Source organism: Streptomyces durbertensis (assembly GCF_014156695.1).
In the GTDB taxonomy this organism is placed as follows: Bacteria; Actinomycetota; Actinomycetes; order Streptomycetales; family Streptomycetaceae; genus Streptomyces; species Streptomyces durbertensis.
In genome coordinates, this window is the sequence record NZ_WMLF01000481.1 from 1 (window position 1) to 3,922 (window position 3,922).

At 75.4% G+C, this 3,922-nt stretch carries 4 protein-coding genes; all 4 read left to right on the forward strand.

The genetic code is table 11. The features are described 5' to 3' along the window. A partial coding sequence (locus tag GL263_RS23000; RefSeq protein ID WP_228456759.1) for a hypothetical protein occupies nucleotides 1–698 on the forward strand: 698 nt, incomplete at its 5' end. Beyond that, nucleotides 695–1,957: an FAD-dependent monooxygenase gene (locus GL263_RS23005; protein ID WP_182857663.1), complete on the forward strand. Its 1,263-nt coding sequence runs from the start codon at nucleotides 695–697 to the stop codon at nucleotides 1,955–1,957. The genes GL263_RS23000 and GL263_RS23005, both read left to right, overlap by 4 nt. Nucleotides 1,958–2,050: 93 nt before the next feature. Then, nucleotides 2,051–2,986: a UbiA prenyltransferase family protein gene (locus GL263_RS23010; RefSeq protein WP_323379531.1), complete on the forward strand. Its 936-nt coding sequence runs from the start codon at nucleotides 2,051–2,053 to the stop codon at nucleotides 2,984–2,986. Between the two features lie 281 nt (nucleotides 2,987–3,267). Then, nucleotides 3,268–3,922, forward strand: a 655-nt coding sequence (locus tag GL263_RS23015) for a glutamate-cysteine ligase family protein (RefSeq protein ID WP_228456760.1), incomplete at its 3' end; no start/stop codon positions are given.

The following is a 3,922-nucleotide window of genomic DNA, read 5'->3' on the forward strand; positions in this document are numbered from 1 at the left end:
TGTGTATAAGAGACAGGGAGACCGGGGCCGCCCGGGACGGACGCCGGGCGGCGGGCGGCGCGGGCGACTTCGCGTCGCCGCTGACACGGATGCTGCTGAGCAGCGAGGGGATGACCACCACGCTGCTCGAGGCGTGGGCGGGGCGTCCGCTGCGCCCGGCGGCGGTGGTGCTCGAACGCGCCCGTCCGGCGTGGTGGCCGCGCGAGGCGCAGCTGCTGGGCGTCCCGGGTGACGGGCCGGAGCTGCTGGTCCGCCGGTCGCGGCTGGTCACGCCGGAGGGGGACGTGCTGTCCGAGAACCGGATAGTGGCGTCCGGCGACGTGCCGGCGGAGCTGCGGCGGGTGATGGGCGACGCGTCGGCGCCGCTCGGCCCGGCGTTGCAGGCGGCGGGTACGGGTTTCCGCCGCACACTGCTGGCCGCCGGAACGGACCGCTGGCGGGCGGCGGCCGATCCGTCGAGCGGCCCGGCGGCCGACCCGTCGAGCGCCCCGGCGGCCGACCCGGCACCGAAAGGCGGCTCGGTGCCGGAAGGCGGCTCGGTGCCGGAAGGCGGCACGGCGCCGGAAGGCGCCCCCGCGGCGTTCAAGACCTATCTGCTCTGGCACGGTGAGGAGCCGTTCGCGGTGGTGACCGAGGTGTTCAATCCGGACTACGTGCCCGCGCTGCGGGCCCGCCGCGCCGACCGGGGGCCGCGATGAGCACGGCACGGCGGCTGCGGACGCAGGTGGGGATCGTCGGCGCCGGACCGGCCGGACTGGTGCTCGGCGTGATGCTGCTGCGGGCCGGGATCGATGTGCGGATCGTGGAGCGGCTGCCGCGCGAGGCGGTGCTGACCCGGGCCAGGGCGGGCCTGCTGGAGGACCGCGTCGTCCGCTTCCTGCACGAGCACGGACTCGCCGGCCGGTTGGCCAAGGAGGCCGTGCGGCACGGGCGTTGTGACTTCCTGTGCCTGGGCCGGCGGCTGCGGTTCGACTACGCGGAGCGTGCCGGCGGCGCTCACCACTGGGTGTACCCGCAGCAGGAACTGGTCCGCGACCTGGTGGAGCTTCTGGAGGCGGAGGGGCGCGCCCCGTACTTCGGTCAGCCGGCGTCCGCCGTCGTGGACACGACCGGTCGGCGGCCCCGCGTCGAGTGCGCCGACCTCGTTCTGGAGTGCGACGTGGTGGTGGGGGCGGACGGCTGGCACGGCGTGAGCCGGCGTGCGCTGCCGGCCGACGTGCGCGACGGCGTGTGGCAGCGCTACCCGCACGACTGGCTGACCGTGCTGGCGGAGGTGGACCGGCCGGTGGAGTGCGTCCTGTACGCGATCCACGAGCGCGGCTTCGCCGCCATGGTGCCGCGCACCGAGCACCTGGCCAGGCTCTACCTCCAGGTCCCCGGTGACGAGGACCCCGCGCGCTGGCCCGAGGAGCGGATCCGGGAGCAGGCCAGGCTGCGTCTGGCGGCGGCGGGTTCGGGACTGCCCCGGATCACCGCCTTCCGCCCGGCGGATGCTTTGCGGATGCGCAGCGCGGTGGTGTCCGCCCCGCGTCACGGCCGGCTGTTCCTCGCCGGGGACGCCGCCCACATACTCACCCCCTGCGGGGCCAAGGGCATGAACCTGGCCGTCGCCGACGCCGCCGACCTCGCGGACTCGCTGGTCCGCCAGTTCCTCGACGGCGACCCGGTCCCGCTGGCCGGCTACCCGGAGCGGCGGCTGCACGAGGCGTGGCGGGCCCAGGAGTTCTCGGACGGACTGCTGCGGCTGCTGCACCTCCCGCACGCGGACCCCGCCGACGGCCGGCCGGCGCCTGCCGATCCCGCCAGCCGTTTCGAAGCACAGTTGCGACTGGAAAGGATCCGGCGGTTGGTCGAGCCCGGCCCGGCCGGCACCGCGTTCGCCCACGGCTACGTGGGCTCCCCGGCCTGGCTGCCGGCGCTCCCGGGCCCGCGGTGGTCCCGACGGGACGGCGGCTGAGCCGGCGGCGGGTGAGACCCGGGACCGGGGTGGCGGGGGAAGGGGGAACCAGACGGAACCGGGGGGAGAGTGACGATCGAGGGAGAGTGGCGTGTGACCGTTACCGAGCGCTCGCCGGTCGCGTCCGTCGTCGACCGGGCGCGTGCCCTGTACGGGCTGTCGCGCGGCACGCAGGCGACGCTGAGCGTCGCCCAACCACTGGTCGCCGCGCTGCTCGCGGACCCCAGCCCCCCACCGGGGCGGCTCGCGCTGGCGACCGTGGGCGGGCTCGCCGGCTTCCTCGCGGTGTTCGCGACCAACGACCTGATGGACGCGGGGGTCGACAAACGCCGCTTCGGAGCCCGCCTGCGTGCCGACACCGGCCCGGACGTCGACAGCGCCGGTGCCCGCCACCCGCTCGCCCAGGGTCTGCTCACCAGGCGGTTCGCGCTCGGCTGGATCGGCGGGCTGAGCGTGCTCGCCCTGGTGATCGGCGCGCTGCTCGACCCGGTGTGCGTGCTGCTGTTCCTGCTCGCCGCGCTGCTTCAGGTCCTCTACTGCCGGCTGGCGACCGTCACGCCGTACAAGTTCCTGGTCAGCGGCGTGATGGTGGCCGTCGGCGCGTGCGCCGGCTGGTTCGCGTTCAGCACCACCGTCGACCCGCTGCCGCTCGCCTTGTTCGTGCTGTGGATGTTCGCCTGGGAGATCGGCGGCCGCAACATCCCCAACGACCTCGCCGACGTGACGGAGGACGTGCGGCTCGGCGTCCGGACGGTGCCCGTGGTGTACGGGTCGCGGGTCGCGGTGCGGGTCGCGGTCGCCTTCCTGCTCGTGGCGTTCGCGGCGAGCGGCGCGCTGGCAGCGGTGGCCTGGCCGGTGTTCGGCGCGGTCGGACTGGTGGGGACGGTGGTGGTCGGGGCGTTGACGCTGCTGCGGCCCGCGCTGCTGCTCGTGCGCGACCCGGGGGCGGCGCTCAGGGCGTTCAACCTGGCGACGTTCCATCCGGTGGGTGTGCTGGCGGCCCTGGTGGCGGGACTGCTGCTGCGCTGAGCGCCGCGCGGCGGCGCGCACGCCCGTCTCGCGGGGCGCGCGGTACTCCTCTCACGCGCGACCGCTTCGCCCGCCGCCACCCCGGCGGCTCCGGTCGGCGCGCGCACGCCGTACCCCGTGGCTACCGTGGGCAGGCAGCGGCGCCACCGGCGCCCGGCAGCCGGCTGTGCTCCGGCGTCCACCCGTGTCCCCGAGCGTTCATGTTTCGAACAGTGGTTCTCCCGGGCAGGGAGACAAATTGTGTTCCGGCCCGTCCGTCCGTCACCCCGCGAGGAGTCGCCATGGACGCCGTACTCTCCGAGGCAGCAGCCGAGGACTACATCGGGGGAATCTGCTTCAAGACCGGCCCGCCCCGGCGCGTCGGGGTCGAACTCGAATGGCTGGTGCGCGACCGGGAGGACCCCACCGTCTGCGTACCGCCCGAACGGCTGGAGACGGCCCTCGCGCCGCTCTTCGCCCCGGGCGCGCTGCCCGGCGGCGGCCGCCTCACCTGGGAGCCGGGCGGCCAGCTGGAACTGAGCAGCGCCCCGGGCGACTCCGTCGCCCACTGCCTGGCGCTGACCTCGGCGGACCTGGCGCTGGTGCGCCGGGTCCTCGACGAGGAGGCCGGCGCGGTACTCCACGGCCGGGGGCTGGACCCCTACCGTTCGCCCGGCCGGGTACTGGACAGCCCCCGCTACCGGGCGATGGAGGCGCACTTCGACCGGGGCGGCCCGTGGGGCCGGGTCATGATGCGCTCCACCGCCGCCCTCCAGGTCAGCCTCGACGCCGGGGACGACTCCGACGGCCCCACCGGCTTCCGCCACCGCTGGACGCTCGCCCACCGGCTCGGCCCGGTGCTCGTCGCCGCCTTCGCGAACTCGCCGGTCTGGCAGCAGCGCCCCACCGGCTGGATGTCCACACGGCAGAGCATCTGGGCCCGGATGGACCCGTTGC